Origin of the sequence: Amycolatopsis sp. NPDC102389 (assembly GCF_044765885.1) — a bacterium.
GTDB lineage: Bacteria > Actinomycetota > Actinomycetes > Mycobacteriales > Pseudonocardiaceae > Amycolatopsis.
This window is the reverse complement of the sequence record NZ_JBIWKX010000037.1, coordinates 52905-66074: the sequence shown is the minus strand read 5'-3', so window position 1 is coordinate 66074 and position 13170 is coordinate 52905. Positions and strand designations below refer to the sequence as shown.

14 protein-coding genes are annotated in these 13170 nt (G+C 68.9%); 6 read left to right on the top strand and 8 right to left on the bottom strand.

Going from position 1 to position 13170, the window contains the following annotated elements; all coding sequences use genetic code 11:
- Positions 1-84 precede the first annotated feature (84 nt).
- Positions 85-1650 (top strand): ABC-F family ATP-binding cassette domain-containing protein, encoded by a 1566-nt coding sequence (locus ACIRGA_RS27480; RefSeq protein ID WP_400945959.1) that lies wholly within the window; start codon positions 85-87, stop codon positions 1648-1650.
- A 4-nt stretch (positions 1651-1654) separates the two neighbouring features.
- Here ACIRGA_RS27480 and paaE read toward each other — a convergent pair whose 3' ends face one another.
- From paaE to paaZ, 6 genes are read right to left on the bottom strand one after another with little or no spacing between them, the layout of a single operon-like run.
- A complete protein-coding gene (gene paaE, locus ACIRGA_RS27475) occupies positions 1655-2740 on the bottom strand; it encodes a 1,2-phenylacetyl-CoA epoxidase subunit PaaE (protein WP_400945956.1) in 1086 nt (361 codons plus the stop codon).
- Between the two features lies 1 nt (position 2741).
- Positions 2742-3230 (bottom strand): 1,2-phenylacetyl-CoA epoxidase subunit PaaD, encoded by a 489-nt coding sequence (gene paaD, locus ACIRGA_RS27470; protein ID WP_400945953.1) that lies wholly within the window; start codon positions 3228-3230, stop codon positions 2742-2744.
- The gene (gene paaC, locus ACIRGA_RS27465) at positions 3224-4081 is read right to left on the bottom strand and encodes a 1,2-phenylacetyl-CoA epoxidase subunit PaaC (protein WP_400945950.1); all 858 of its coding nucleotides are present in this window, start codon (positions 4079-4081) and stop codon (positions 3224-3226) included. The genes paaD and paaC overlap by 7 nt, the downstream gene beginning before the upstream one ends.
- Position 4082: 1 nt before the next feature.
- A complete protein-coding gene (gene paaB / locus ACIRGA_RS27460; protein ID WP_005168080.1) occupies positions 4083-4367 on the bottom strand; it encodes a 1,2-phenylacetyl-CoA epoxidase subunit PaaB in 285 nt (94 codons plus the stop codon).
- Positions 4367-5305 (bottom strand): 1,2-phenylacetyl-CoA epoxidase subunit PaaA, encoded by a 939-nt coding sequence (gene paaA / locus ACIRGA_RS27455; RefSeq protein ID WP_400945948.1) that lies wholly within the window; start codon positions 5303-5305, stop codon positions 4367-4369. The genes paaB and paaA overlap by 1 nt, the downstream gene beginning before the upstream one ends.
- Entirely contained in the window at positions 5302-7332 is a 2031-nt protein-coding gene (gene paaZ, locus ACIRGA_RS27450) for a phenylacetic acid degradation bifunctional protein PaaZ (RefSeq protein WP_400945946.1), read from the bottom strand. The genes paaA and paaZ overlap by 4 nt, the downstream gene beginning before the upstream one ends.
- 206 nt (positions 7333-7538) lie before the next feature.
- On the opposite strand from paaZ, the gene paaI reads away from it, so the two are divergent.
- The 3 genes from paaI to ACIRGA_RS27435 are packed head-to-tail and all read left to right on the top strand — an operon-like array spanning position 7539 to position 9798.
- Positions 7539-7922: a hydroxyphenylacetyl-CoA thioesterase PaaI gene (paaI, locus tag ACIRGA_RS27445; RefSeq protein WP_400946005.1), complete on the top strand. Its 384-nt coding sequence runs from the start codon at positions 7539-7541 to the stop codon at positions 7920-7922.
- Positions 7919-9208, top strand: a complete 1290-nt coding sequence (paaK, locus tag ACIRGA_RS27440; RefSeq protein ID WP_400945944.1) for a phenylacetate--CoA ligase PaaK — start codon at positions 7919-7921, stop codon at positions 9206-9208. The genes paaI and paaK overlap by 4 nt, the downstream gene beginning before the upstream one ends.
- A complete protein-coding gene (locus tag ACIRGA_RS27435) occupies positions 9205-9798 on the top strand; it encodes a TetR/AcrR family transcriptional regulator (protein ID WP_400945941.1) in 594 nt (197 codons plus the stop codon). Before paaK ends, ACIRGA_RS27435 begins: the two co-directional genes overlap by 4 nt.
- Before the next feature lie 99 nt (positions 9799-9897).
- Here the strand turns inward: ACIRGA_RS27435 and ACIRGA_RS27430 are convergent, their stop codons facing one another.
- Positions 9898-10176, bottom strand: coding sequence for a hypothetical protein (locus ACIRGA_RS27430; protein ID WP_400945938.1), 279 nt, complete (start codon positions 10174-10176; stop codon positions 9898-9900).
- A 125-nt stretch (positions 10177-10301) separates the two neighbouring features.
- On the opposite strand from ACIRGA_RS27430, the gene ACIRGA_RS27425 reads away from it, so the two are divergent.
- A complete protein-coding gene (locus ACIRGA_RS27425; protein WP_400945935.1) occupies positions 10302-10967 on the top strand; it encodes a TetR/AcrR family transcriptional regulator in 666 nt (221 codons plus the stop codon).
- Here the strand turns inward: ACIRGA_RS27425 and ACIRGA_RS27420 are convergent.
- Positions 10894-11922, bottom strand: a complete 1029-nt coding sequence (locus ACIRGA_RS27420; protein ID WP_400945933.1) for an AraC family transcriptional regulator — start codon at positions 11920-11922, stop codon at positions 10894-10896. The genes ACIRGA_RS27425 and ACIRGA_RS27420 overlap by 74 nt on opposite strands.
- An 80-nt stretch (positions 11923-12002) precedes the next feature.
- Here ACIRGA_RS27420 and ACIRGA_RS27415 point away from each other — a divergent pair, with 80 nt between their 5' ends.
- Entirely contained in the window at positions 12003-13106 is a 1104-nt protein-coding gene (locus ACIRGA_RS27415) for a winged helix DNA-binding domain-containing protein (RefSeq protein WP_400945931.1), read from the top strand.
- The last annotated feature ends 64 nt before the right edge of the window (positions 13107-13170 follow it).

Below are 13170 nucleotides of genomic sequence, written 5' to 3'. Positions count from 1 at the left end.
CGCGGCCACGCACGGGCTAGCCTGTCGCGGTGATCTTCTGAGACGAACCTGCGCCCTCATCCCACCTCCTTCGCAGGGAGTCTCATGTCTTCTTCCTTGACGCTGTCCGACGTCACCTTCACCTGGCCCGACGGCGCCGGAGTGTTCGAGCGCCTTTCGCTCACCCTCGGCACGGGCCGCACCGGCTTGGTCGGCACCAACGGGTCCGGTAAGTCCACGCTGCTCAGGCTGCTCGCCGGCGAGCTGCGGACCACCACGGGCTCCATCACCACACCGGCTGAACTCGGCCACCTGCCGCAGAACCTCGTCCTCGACACCGGCCGCCGCGTCGACGACGTGCTCGGCGTCACCGCGATCCGCGCGGCGATCAGGGCCGTCGAGAACGGTTCCGCCGCCGAAGAGCACTTCGCCACCATCGGCGACAACTGGGATGTCGAGGAACGCATCCGTGCGATCCTCGACCGGCTCGGCCTGAGCTCCGTTCGCCTCGACCAGCGGGCGGGCGAGCTGTCCGGCGGCGAGCTCACGCTGCTCGGGCTTGCCGCGCTGCTCCTGCGGCGTCCCGCCGCGCTGCTGCTCGACGAACCGACGAACAACCTCGACCTGCGGGCGCGTGAACTCGTGCACCGCGAGGTGGCGAGTTGGGGCGGGATCCTCGTGGTCGTCTCGCACGATCGCGAGCTGCTCCAGCTGGTCGACCGGATCGCCGAGGTCCGCGACCGCGAGGTCACCCTGTACGGCGGCAACCTCGCGGACTACGAGCACGCCGTCGAGGTCGCTCAAGAGGCCGCGCGGCGGCACGTGCGCGCGGCGGAATCCGATGTCAAACGGCAGAAGCGCGAGCTGGTCGAGGCGGGGATCAAGCTTGCCCGGCGCGCCCGTTACGGCCAGAAGATGTGGGACACGAAACGCGAACCCAAGGGGCGGATGCGCAAACGTCAGGAGGACGCGCAGATCGCCGCGGGCAAGTACCGGAACCTGCACACCGATCGGCTGGAAGGTGCCGTCGAGGCGCTGAAAGCCGCCGAGGAACTGGTGCGGGAGGACGCCGAGATCCGCGTCGAGCTGCCGGAGACGACCGTCGCCCGGGGCACGGACGTGCTCCGGATCGACGCCGTTCCCCACTTCGGCCCGCCGGTGGACCTGCACGTCATGGGCCCCGAACGGATCGCGCTCGTCGGCCCGAACGGTTCGGGCAAGACCACCCTGCTGCGGACGATCACCGGCGAGCTCCCGCCGAAATCGGGCGAGGTGGGGCTGTTCGTGCCCGCGCGGCTGCTCCCCCAGCGGATCGACGTGCTCGACGACACACTGTCCATTGTGGACAACGTACGGCTCGTCGCGCCGTCGCTCACGGACAACGAGATCCGCGCGAGGCTGGCCCGGTTCCTGTTCCGGGGCAAGACGGCCGACCGTGACGTGGCGTCGTTGTCCGGCGGGGAACGGTTTCGGGCGGCGCTGGCGACGTTGCTGCTGACCGAGCCCACGCCTCGGCTCCTGCTGCTCGACGAGCCGACGAACAACCTCGACCTGGCGAGCGTCCGCCGGCTCACCGAGGCACTGCTGGCCTACCGGGGCACGCTGATCGTCGCGAGCCACGACCGGCCGTTCCTGAAGGACATCGGCATCACAAGGTGGCTGGAGCTGTGAGTCCCTAGGCGTCGAAGTCGACGGTGACCTCGTCGGAAACCGGCACCGACTGGCAGGTGAGGACGAAACCGGCGTCGACTTCGGCCTTCTCCAGGGCGAAGTTGCGCCGCATGTCCACCTTGCCGTCGCAGATCTTCGCCCGGCAGGTGCCGCACACGCCGCCCTTGCAGGCGAACGGCAGGTCCGGACGGTACTTCTGCGCGCCGTCGAGCAGGGAGGAACCACGCGGCAGCGTCATCGTGGTCGACCGGCCGTCGAGGACCAGCGTGACCTCGCTGGACGCCCCCACCACGGCCGGGTCGATGTGGTGCACCGGCTCCGGCGGAGTGTCCACATAGAACAGTTCCTGATGGACGCGCTCGTCGGCGACGTCCAGCGAGCGCAGGAGTTCCTGCGCGCCGGTCACCATTTCGAACGGCCCGCACAGCCACCAGTGCGAGACGTCCTCGACCGGGATCAGCACGGTGCACAGGCGCCGCAGCTTCTCGACGTCGAGCCGCCCGGTGAACAGTTCGGCCTCGCGCGGTTCGCGGGAGAGCACGTGGACGAGCTCGAGCCGGGCGGGGTAACGGTCTTTGAGATCCGCGAGATCGTCGGCGAACATGACGGTATCCGTGCGGCGGTTGCCGTAGAGCACGGTCACCGTGGCCTCGGAGTCGCTGAGCAGCGAGGACGCGATCGACAGCACCGGCGTGATCCCGGATCCGGCCGCGATCAGCACATGATGCCCGGCAGCTGCCAAATCGGGACTGAAGCTGCCAGTCGGCGGCGCGACCTCGATCTCGTCGCCGGGTTGCACGTCGCGCACCAGCCACGACGAGAACAGCCCGCCCGGCACCTCCCGGACGCCGACCCGCGGCGCCGCGCCGGCGGGCGCGCAGATCGAGTACGAACGGCGTTCGTCACGGCCATCGATCTCGCGGCGCAGGGTCAGCGACTGACCGGGCTTGAAGCGGAAGGTGTCCGCGAGGTCTTCGGGGACGTCGAAGGTCACCGCGACGGCGTCGTCGCACAGGCGCTGGACGTCGGACACCGTGAGAGTGTGGAAGCCCGTGCGGCGCTGCGTTGTGACAAGAGATGTGGCGGTCACGCTAGATCTCCTTGACGTGTTCGAACGGTTCGAGGCAGTACCGGCAGCGGCGCAAGGCCTTGCACGCCGTCGCGCTGAACCGGGACTGTTCCTCGGTGTCCGCGGAGCCGCAGTGCGGGCAGCGCACGGACGACACCGGCGGGCTCAGCGTGAGCGGGATCGGACCGGTCCGCCGCGGCGCGGCACCCGGAGGCGCGATCCCCGCCTCGGCCAGTTTCCGTTTGCCGTCCTCGGTGATCCAGTCGGTGGACCAGGCGGGCTGGAGCACCGTGCGGACTTCGACCTCGCCGTACCCCGCGCCGGTCAGCGCGTGCACGAGGTCGTCGCGCATGGTGTCCATCGCCGGGCAGCCGGTGTAGGTCGGGGTGATCGCGACGACCACCCGACCGTCCTCTTCGGACACTTCACGCAGCACGCCGAGGTCCGCGAGCGTCAGCATCGGCAGTTCCGGATCGGTGACCGTGGCCGCCACGGCGTACGCGGTCACCATGTCGCGTCCGGATGTTCCCTGGCGACGCTCTGCAGGGTCGCCAGCAGGAAGCCCATCCGCTCGGTGTGCACGCCGTCGCGGCCCATCCGGCCGGAAACCCCGGCGATGGCACCGATTTCGGGCCGCTTCAACTTCGCGACGGCCAGCACCTGGTCCAGGATCGCGTCGAACTCCGGTCGCAGCGACGGCGACTCGACGAACTCGGCCTCGTGCGCGGCGAACAGCTCGTCGACGTACGGCCAGACCGAGTCGAGACCTTCCTGCATCCGCTCATGCGAAAGTTCGGTGCCGTCGCCGAGACGTACGGCCCACTGGGCGGCGTAGTCGCGGTGGTACGCGACCTCCTTGACGCCCTTGTCCGCGATGGCCGCGAGCACGGGGTCCACAGAAGACTGAAGGCGCTGCAACAAAGCGAGCCGCCAGATCGAGAACACCAGCAGCCGCGCGATCAAGTGCCCGAAGTGGCCGCCTTCGAGCTCGGCCAGGCGGACGTTCCGGTACTCCTGCTCGCTTCGGAAGAACGCGTAGGAATCCTCCGAACGCTCGCTTCCGTCGGCCTTGCCCGCACGAGCCAGCAGCAGCCGGGCCTGCCCGAGCAGGTCGAGCGCGATGTTCGCGATCGCGACCTCGTCTTCGAGTTCGGGCGCGTTCGTGCACCATTCCTGCAGCCGGTGCGAGAAGATCAGCGCGTCGTCGCCGAGCATCAGGCAGTAGGCCGCGAGCCGGGCACCGTCCACACCGGACGGGACCGTCGTGTCCACACCGGACAGTGGATCCTCGAACCCGGTGCCGAAGGCCCAGCGGGAGTCGTTCTCCTCGGTGATCGCCTCATAGGCGTTGTCGAAGCTCATGTCAGATGTGGGGAACGTTGTCGGGGATGTCGTAGAACGTCGGGTGCCGGTACACCTTGTCGCCGCTGGGCGCGAAGAACGGGTCCTTCTCGTCCGGCGAAGACGCCGTGATGTCCGACGCGCGCACGACCCAGATCGACACGCCCTCGTTGCGGCGGGTGTACAGATCCCGCGCGTGGTGCAGCGCCATGTCGTCGTCGGCGGCGTGCAGCGATCCCACGTGCACGTGGTTCAGGCCGCGCTTGCCCCGGACGAACACCTCGTACAACGGCCAGTCGTGTTTCATCACGAACCCTTCTTCGCTGCGTGCGCGGCGGCGGCTTCCCGCACCCACGCGCCGTCTTCCTGTGCCCGCCGCCGGTGCGCGATGCGCTGGGCGTTGCAGGGGCCGTTGCCCTTCAACACGTTCTTGAACTCGTCCCAGTCGACGGCGCCGAAGTCGTAGTGCCCGCGCTCGGCGTTCCACTTCAGGTCCGGGTCCGGGAAGGTGACGCCCAGCGCCTCGGCCTGCGGAATGGACATGTCGACAAAACGCTGGCGCAGTTCGTCGTTGGTGTGCCGCTTGACCTTCCACGCCATCGACTGCGCGGTGTTCGGCGAATCCGCGTCCGGCGGGCCGAACATCATCAGCGACGGCCACCACCAGCGGTTCACCGCCTCCTGCACCATTTCCCGCTGCTTCTCCGTGCCGCGCATCATCGTCATCAGCAGCTCGAAACCCTGCCGCTGGTGGAAGGACTCCTCCTTGCAGATACGGATCATGGCGCGCGCGTACGGCCCATAAGAGCTGCGGCACAAGGGAACCTGATTGCAGATCGCCGCGCCGTCGACCAGCCAGCCGATCACGCCGACGTCCGCGAAGGTCAGCGTCGGGTAGTTGAAGATCGACGAGTACTTCTGCTTGCCGTTGATCAGCTTGTCGGTCAGATCCGCGCGGTCGGCGCCGAGCGTGGCCGCCGCCGAGTACAGATACAGCCCGTGCCCGGCCTCGTCCTGCACCTTGGCGAGCAGGATCGCCTTACGCCGCAAGGAAGGCGCGCGGGTGATCCAGTTGCCTTCCGGCTGCATGCCGATGATCTCCGAATGCGCGTGCTGCGCGATCTGGCGGATCATCGTCTTGCGGTAGCCCTCGGGCACCCAGTCGCGCGGCTCGATGCGCTGATCACGCGCGATGGTCGCCTCGAAATGCCGTTCGAGGTCTTCTTCGGGCAACGTAGCCGTCATGACTGCTCCTTCGCCACCAGGGTGAGCACGTCGTACTTGGCGACCGAGTCGCCGTCGGCGTTGGTCACGTCGGCGTCCCAGCGGACCTCGCCGTACTCCTGGTCGATGCGCGGGGTGATCTGCTTGGCGGTCAGCGTCACGGTCAGCGAGTCGCCGACCTTGACCGGGGTGAGGAACCGCAGGTTCTCCAGGCCGTAGTTCGCCAGCACCGGGCCGGGCTCCGGCGAGACGAACAGGCCCGCCGCGAACGAGACCACGAGGTACCCGTGCGCCACGATCCCGCCGAACAGCGGGTTCGCCGCCGCTGCCTCGGGATCGGTGTGGGCGTAGAAGGTGTCGCCGGTGAACTCGGCGAAGTGATCGACGTCGGACTGCAGGACCTCGCGCGGCCCGGCGACCACGGAGTCACCGATCTTCAGCTCCGCCAAGGACTTCCGGAACGGGTGGACGTCACCCTCGGCGCGCGGCGCTCCGGTGACCCAGCGGCCGGTGACCGTGCTGAGCACCTTCGGGCTGCCCTGGACGGCGGTGCGCTGCATGTGGTGCAGCACGCCGCGGACGCCGCCCATCTCCTCGCCGCCGCCGGCGCGGCCGGGGCCGCCGTGCACCAGCTGCGGCATCGGCGAACCGTGGCCGGTGGACTCCTTGGCGTCTTCGGCGTCCAGCACCAGCAGGCGACCGTGATACGGCGCGACGCCGAGGACGACCTCGCGCACGAACTCCTGGTCCGCCGAGACGACGGAACCCACGAGGCTGCCGCCACCGCGGGCGGCGAGCTCGATGACCTGCTCGGTGGAGGTGTAGGGCAGCAGCGTCGACACCGGGCCGAACGCCTCGACCTCGTGCGGCTCGGAGCGCTCCGGGTCGGCCTTCAGCAGGACGGGTGAGATGAACGCGCCGCGTTCGGCGTCCGCGCCGACGACCTCGACCTGCTCCGGGTCGCCGAAGACGACCGTGCCGACGTCCAGCAGCGCCTTGAGCGATCGCCGGACCTCCTCACGCTGCTCCAGGCTTGCCAAGGCGCCCATCCGGACACCCTCGGCGGTGGGGTTGCCGATGGTGGTCTTCGCCAGCCGCGCGCTCGCGGCCTCAGCGACGTCGTCCAGCAGGTCGGCGGGCACGAAGGCGCGGCGGATGGCGGTGCACTTCTGGCCGGCCTTGACCGTCATCTCGGTGGTCAGCTGCTTGACGAAGAGATCGAACTCGGTGGTGCCGGGTTTGGCGTCCGGGCCGAGGATCGACAGGTTCAGCGAGTCGGCCTCGGCGTTGAACCGGACGGAGTTGCGCACGATCGCCGGATGCGCGCGCAACTTCTGCGCGGTCGACGCCGAGCCCGTGAACGAAACGAGGTCCTGCGCGGTGACGTGGTCGAGCAGGTCGCCGACGCTGCCCGCGACGAACTGCAGCGTGCCCTCGGGCAGGATGCCGGATTCGATGATGAGCTCGACCAGCCGCGCGGTGAGGTACGCGGTCTGGCTGGCGGGCTTGATCAGGCTCGGGACCCCGGCGAGGAACGCGGGCGCGAACTTCTCCAGCGGACCCCAGACGGGGAAGTTGAACGCGTTGATCTGGACGGCGACGCCGCGCAGCGGGACGGCGATGTGCTGGGCGACGAAGGTGCCGCCCTTGCTCAGCGGCTCGACGTTGCCGTCGACGTAGACGGTGTCGTTCGGCAGTTCGCGTTTGCCCTTGCTGGAGTAGGCGAACAGGACGCCGATGCCGCCGTCGATGTCGACCATCGAGTCGCCCTTGGTGGCGCCTGTCCTCGCCGAGAGCGCGTACAGCTCTTCGCGGTGTTCGCGCAGGTGGGAGGCCAGCGCCTTCAGCAGCGCGGCACGCTGGTGGAAGGTCAGCTCGCGCAGCGCGGGGCCGCCGACGCGGCGGCCGTACTCCAGGGCGGCGGCGAAGTCGATGCCCTCGGACGAGACCCGGGCGACCTCCTCGCCGGTCGAGGCGTCGTGCAGCGGCACTCCGTCACTTTCCGCCGTGTGCCACCCGCCGGAGACGTAGCTGCGCAGCAATGCCATGAGTCGACCCTTCACCATGGTGGATTAACAGACCGTCCGTTCAGTAATTCACTGTAGCTCGCGTCCGGGGTCTTGCAAACCCCCGGACGGCGGCGGATCCTTGACATCCACCCGGAAGCGCGCTTTTACTTGCGGCACCCTTTAACAACCGTCCATTCGGTCAGTAACCAGGTGGTCTCGTAATGACTGGCAACGCCGCGCACACGATGTTCGCCGACGACCGGGCGTCGAAGGCTCTGGGCATCGAGCTGATCGAGGCCGCCGAAGGGCACGCCGTCGCCACCATGCGGATCACCGAGACGATGGTGAACGGCCACGACATCGCCCACGGCGGCTACGTCTTCCTGCTGGCCGACACGACGTTCGCCTGCGCCTGCAACAGTCATGGCCCGGTCACCGTCGCGTCCGGCGCAGAGATCTCCTTCGTCACCGCCGGCAAACTCGGCGACCACCTCATCGCCACCGCCACCGAGCGGACCCGCTACGGCCGCAACGGCATCTACGACGTCACCGTGCACCGGGAGACCCCCGACGGGCCGGAGGTCGTCGCCGAATTCCGCGGCCGCAGCCGCACCATCCAGAAGGCATGACGATGACTTTCAGCGACGACGCCGAGAACCTGACCATCGACGAGCTCCAGGCGCTGCAACTGAAGCGCCTTCGGTGGACGCTGCGGCACGCGTACGACAACGTGCCGTTCTACACCAGGAAGTTCGACGAGGCGGGCGTTCACCCGGACGACTGCAAGGCGCTGGAAGATCTGGCGAAGTTCCCCTTCACCACCAAACAGGATCTGCGCGACAACTACCCGTTCGGCATGTTCGCCGTGCCGGAAGCGCAGGTGAGCCGCATCCACGCGTCCAGCGGCACCACCGGGAAACCGACCGTCGTCGGCTATACGTCCGAAGACATCGACACCTGGGCGACGGTGATGGCGCGCTCGATCCGCGCCGCGGGCGGGCGACCGGGCGACAAGGTCCACGTGGCCTACGGCTACGGCCTGTTCACCGGCGGGCTCGGCGCGCACTACGGCGCCGAAAAGCTCGGCTGCACGGTGATCCCGGCGTCCGGCGGCATGACCGCGCGCCAGGTGCAGATCATCACCGACTTCAAACCCGAGATCATCATGGTCACGCCGTCGTACATGCTGACGCTGCTCGACGAGTTCGAGCGGCAGGGCATCGACCCGCAGACGAGCTCGCTCAAGGTCGGCATCTTCGGCGCCGAGCCGTGGACCGAGCAGATGCGCGCCGAGATCGAGGACCGCGTCGGCATCGACGCCGTCGACATCTACGGCCTGTCCGAGGTGATGGGCCCCGGCGTCGCGCAGGAATGCGTCGAGACCAAGGACGGGCTGCACATCTGGGAGGACCACTTCTTCCCCGAGGTGATCGACCCGTTCACCGAGAAACCCACCGATGCCGAGGGTGAACTGCTGTTCACCTCGCTCACCAAGCAGGCGCTGCCGATCATCCGGTACCGCACGCGCGACCTCACCCGGCTGCTGCCGGGCACCGCGCGGCCGGCGTTCCGGCGGATGGAGAAGGTGACCGGGCGCAGCGATGACATGATCATCCTGCGTGGCGTCAACGTCTTCCCCACGCAGATCGAGGAAGTCGTGCTGGTGACCCCCGCGCTCACGCCGCATTTCCAGCTGATCCGGTCCACGAAGGGCCGGATGGACCATCTGACCGTCCGCGTCGAAGCGCGTCCTGACGCGACCACCGAGCAGCGCGCCGAGGCCGCCGCCCGGCTGATCGCCGGGGTCAAGGACGGGGTCGGCGTGAGCGTCGGCGTCGAGGTCGTCGATCCGGACACGCTGGAACGCTCGCTCGGCAAGATGCGCCGCGTCCTCGACGAACGGGACCGCGGTTGAGCACCCCCGCGCGCCGGGGCCGCCCCGGCTACGACCTCGAGTCGCTGCTGCAGGTCGCGGTCAAACTGTTCAACGAGCGCGGCTACGACGGCACCAGCATGGAGGATCTCTCCCGCAAGCTCGGCATCACGAAATCCGCGATCTACCACCACGTGCCGAGCAAGGAGGAGCTGCTGCGGCTCGCCGTCGACCGCGCGCTGAACGGCCTGTTCGCCGTCGCCGCCGAGACGGAATCCTTCGAGGGCAGGGCGATCGAGAAGCTGGAGCACCTGGTGCGGGGCAGTGTGCTCGTGCTGGTCGACCAGCTGCCGTTCGTGACGCTGCTGCTGCGGGTGCGCGGCAACACGAAGATCGAGCGGGCGGCGCTCGCGCGGCGGCGCGAATTCGACCGGCTCGTCACGGAACTGGTGAAACAGGCCGAAACCGAGGGCGACGTGCGGCCGGACATCGATCCCGCGGTCACCGCGCGGCTCCTGTACGGCATGGTGAACTCGCTGATCGAGTGGTACCGGCCGCGGCGAGGCTCGGCGGGGACGGAACTCGCGGACGCGGTGTGCAAGATCGCCTTCGACGGCCTGCGGACCCCCTAACCGGATCTCGCGTGATTGGAGCCGTAACTCACGTGTCTGGAGGCGTATCTCGCGTGTCTGGAGCCGGTCCGGCTTCAATCACGCGAGTTACGCCTCCAATCACGTGTGTTCAGTCTTCGGCGGTCGCCGCGCCTGCCAGATCAGCGCGTCGCGCAGCTGCTGGATGAGCTGTTCGTCGTCGGCCTCCGACGGATCGACCCCGAGCGGGATCCAGCGTTCGCCGACCTCGGCGCCGTTCTCGAAACTCGTGATCACGATCCCCGCGTAGGAGACGGATTCGGCCCCGCTGTCACCTTGGATCCGGACGTCACGATGCTGCAGCCGCACACTGACCCACCGTCCGGTACGGCACACCGGCTCGCGTTCGGCACTGGCCATTCGTCCCTACCCATGACGCCCGGTCCCCCCGCCCCGAACGTCGCCTTGAAGGCCCCAGGGGTTACCGAGCGGTTGTTCCGAATGAGTAACGGCAGGTGGTCGCGTGAAACGGTTACGCTCGGCCCATGAGCACCGATCCGGAAGCCCCGCGGCGCCGCCTCGAACCGGCCGCCCGGCGCGCCGAGATCCTGACCGCGGCCCGGCGGCTGTTCGGCGCGGGCACGTACGCCTCGGTTTCGACCTCGGACATCGCGAAGGCCGCCGGCGTGGCCAGGCCGCTGATCAACCACTACTTCGGCGGCAAACGGGAGCTGTACCTGGAAGTCGTCCGGCAGATGATGATCGTCCCGGCGCCGGTGATCGAGAACCTGCCGGAAACGACCGCCGAGGAGCGGCTCGAGATCAGCGTCCGGCACTGGATCGAGGTCGTCGAGCGCAACGAGCAGGCGTGGCTGACGGCGATCGGCCCGGAGGCGGTGGGCCGCGACCCGGAGATCGAGCGGATCATGCTGGAGGGTGACGAGATCGCCGCCGATCGCGTGCTCGCGGCCGCGCTGATGAGCGACGTCACCGAGGGTCGCGAGGAACTCCGCGCGATGATCCGTTCGTACGGCGGGATGCTGCGCGCGGCGTCGCGCGAATGGCTGATCCGCGGCACGCTCGGCCGGGAGGAACTGCGGGTGTTCCTCACCGAGTCGATCCTGCACCTGCTGCGGGTCACCTACCCGGCCGTGCTCGCAACGCGTTCCGCCGGGCGTAGGCCGCCGGCGTCATCCCCTTCCAGCGTTTGAAGGCGTAGATGAAACTCGACGCCTCCGCGTAGCCCAGCCGCAGCGCGACGTCCTCCACGCTGAGCGCGCCGGTGTCGAGCATCTCCTCCGCCAGCGCCTGGCGGACCTCGTCGAGCAGGGCACGGTAGCCGGTCCCGGCCTCGAACAGCCGTCGCCGCAGGGTCCGCGGGCTGACGGCGAGCTGCCGCGCGACCTCCTCCATGCCCGCGTCGACCCCGCCGAGCCGCACCAGCCTTTCCCGGACCTGCTGGGCGATCCCGGACCGCTCCCGTTTCCGCGACACCAGCAGCTCGCATTGCGCGGCGCAGACCGCGACGGTCTGGTCGTTGGCCTGCGGCAGCGGTCTGTCGAGGAGGAGCGAGTCCAGGGTGGCGACGTGCGACGGCGCGGAGAACGACGGCGCCAGGCCGAAGGTCCGCACGTATTCGTCCACAGTGGAGGGTTTCTCGTGCCGGAAGGCCAAGGAGCGCAAGGAGATGTCCGGCAGGATGTCACGCATGACGGTGTGGATGGCGCCGAGGTCGCGCAGCAGCAGGAAGCGCGCGACGTCGCCCGGCACACGGCTGTCGTCCATGGCGAGCGCGAGCCGTCCCGCCTCGACGGCCACGTGCGGGATGCAGAAGGTGAAGCTCAGGTCCAGGTAGCGCAGGGCGAACCGCATCGCGTCCCCCAGCGTCGGGCTGCTGATGCACGCGAAGCCGAAGATGCCGAACGCGCTGACGCGGTATCGCCTGCTCAGCCGTAGCGCGAGGGCGTCCTCGCCGCCGAGACCGCGGACCAGGGCCCGGACCACCGCGAGTTCCTGACGCGCGTCCACCTGGCCGTCCACGGGGGCGTGCTCGTAGGACTCCAGCCCCTTGACGCCGTTCTCGGCGGCGAAGCGGGCCATGAGCACGATGCTCGCCGTGCCGCGCGGGTAGTCCCAGTCCCGGATCACCGGCGGCGGTATTTCCATGGCCGGGATTATGGATCCCTGGGCGCCGATCGGCGCATTGAGGACCGTAACTGTCCTTGATCCCGTTTAAGGTGAGCGGCATGTCCGACACGTTGAGCAGGCGCGCGCTGAACCGCGCCATGCTGGACCGGCAGCTGCTGCTCCGGCGTTCGAAGATGACCGCGCTCGAAGCGGTCGAACATCTGGCGGGGCTGCAAGCACAGGCGCCGAACCCGCCGTACTTCGCGCTGTGGACCCGGCTGGACGGCTTCCGCCAGGAAGACCTGGCGAACCTCTTGCTGGACAAGAGCGTCGTGCGGATCGCGCTCATGCGCGGCACGGTCCACCTGGTGACGCCGTCGGACGCGCTGGCCTGGCGGCCGATCGTGCAGCCGCTCTACGACCGCGCGGTCACCGGCAACACCCAGTTCGGCCCGGACATCAAGGGCCTCGACCATCAGGAGATCGCCCGCACCGCCCGCAAGCTGCTCGGCGAGCGGCCGCTTTCGGCGGCGGGCCTCGGCGCGGAACTCGCGAAGTGCTGGGAGGGCGTCGCGCCGTCGTCGCTGATGCACGTCGCGCGGGCGATGCTGCCGCTGGTGCAGATCCCGCCGCGCGGCGTCTGGGGCAAGTCCGGGCAGCCGACGTACCAGACCACCGGGGATTGGCTGGGCGCGGAACCGGACGCCACGCCGTCGCCGGAAGCGATGTTCCGGCGCTATCTGGCCGCGTTCGGGCCCGCCAGCGTGCAGGACGCGCAGGCGTGGGCCGGCATCACGAAACTCGGCGACGTCGCCGAGCGGCTGCGGCCGGAACTGCGGACGTTCCGCGACGAGAACGGCCGGGAACTCTTCGACCTCGAAGACGCCCCGCGGCCGGACCCGGACACCCCGGCGCCCGCCCGGCTGCTGGGACCGTTCGACCAGACCGTCCTGTCCTACGCCGACCGCACCCGGGTGATCAGCGACGAGCACCGCAAGGTCGTCATCACCCAGAACGGCCTGGTCAAGGGCACCATCCTGATCGGCGGGTTCGTGAAGGGCTTCTGGGAGCTCAAGACGGTGAAAAAGGCCGCTTCGGTCGTGATCACGCCGTTCGAGCGCGTCCCGAAGCGCGATCTGGACGCCCTCGAGAGCTCCGCCCACCGGCTCCTGACCTGGGCTCACCCGAAGGCCGAGTCGCACTCGGTGCGTTTCGTCCTCTGAATGCGAGACGAAAGGGCACCGCCTGAAGCCCTTTAGGGCGCCCGGACGCGATAGCGGCGCGTAG